The sequence below is a fragment of the Roseovarius salis genome (genome assembly GCF_044472985.1).
Classification (GTDB): Bacteria; Pseudomonadota; Alphaproteobacteria; order Rhodobacterales; family Rhodobacteraceae; genus Roseovarius; species Roseovarius salis.
Window position 1 is genome coordinate 1 of record NZ_JBISDG010000113.1, and the last position, 313, is coordinate 313.

Annotated in this window: 1 pseudogene; it reads left to right on the forward strand. The window is 65.8% G+C overall.

The features are described 5' to 3' along the window. Positions 1 to 97 precede the first annotated feature (97 nt). A pseudogene (locus ACH13J_RS18420) lies at positions 98 to 313 on the forward strand (terminase gpA endonuclease subunit); the annotation flags it as partial.

Below are 313 nucleotides of genomic sequence, written 5' to 3' on the forward strand. Positions count from 1 at the left end.
GGTGCTGGCAATCTCGTCCTTCATCCAGCCTTCATGGCTTGCGAAATCGACAAAAATTTGACCGACATAGGAAGTCACTGGTGTTTCCGCCGCCCCATGGGCGCGGCAGGTCGGCTTCGCGCAGGTGGCACCCGTGAAGGGGCTTGATGGGTTCAACCGCGCGAGCCCGGTGACCGGGCCGACCTATGTGGACGCAACGGTGGGCGGTAAGCGCCTGCGCCGCGGTGCGCGGCTGTGGTCCGTGGCCACGGCGACCTTCAAGGCCGAGACCTACCGGTTCCTGCGGCAGGATCGGCCGACCGCGGAAGAGGTC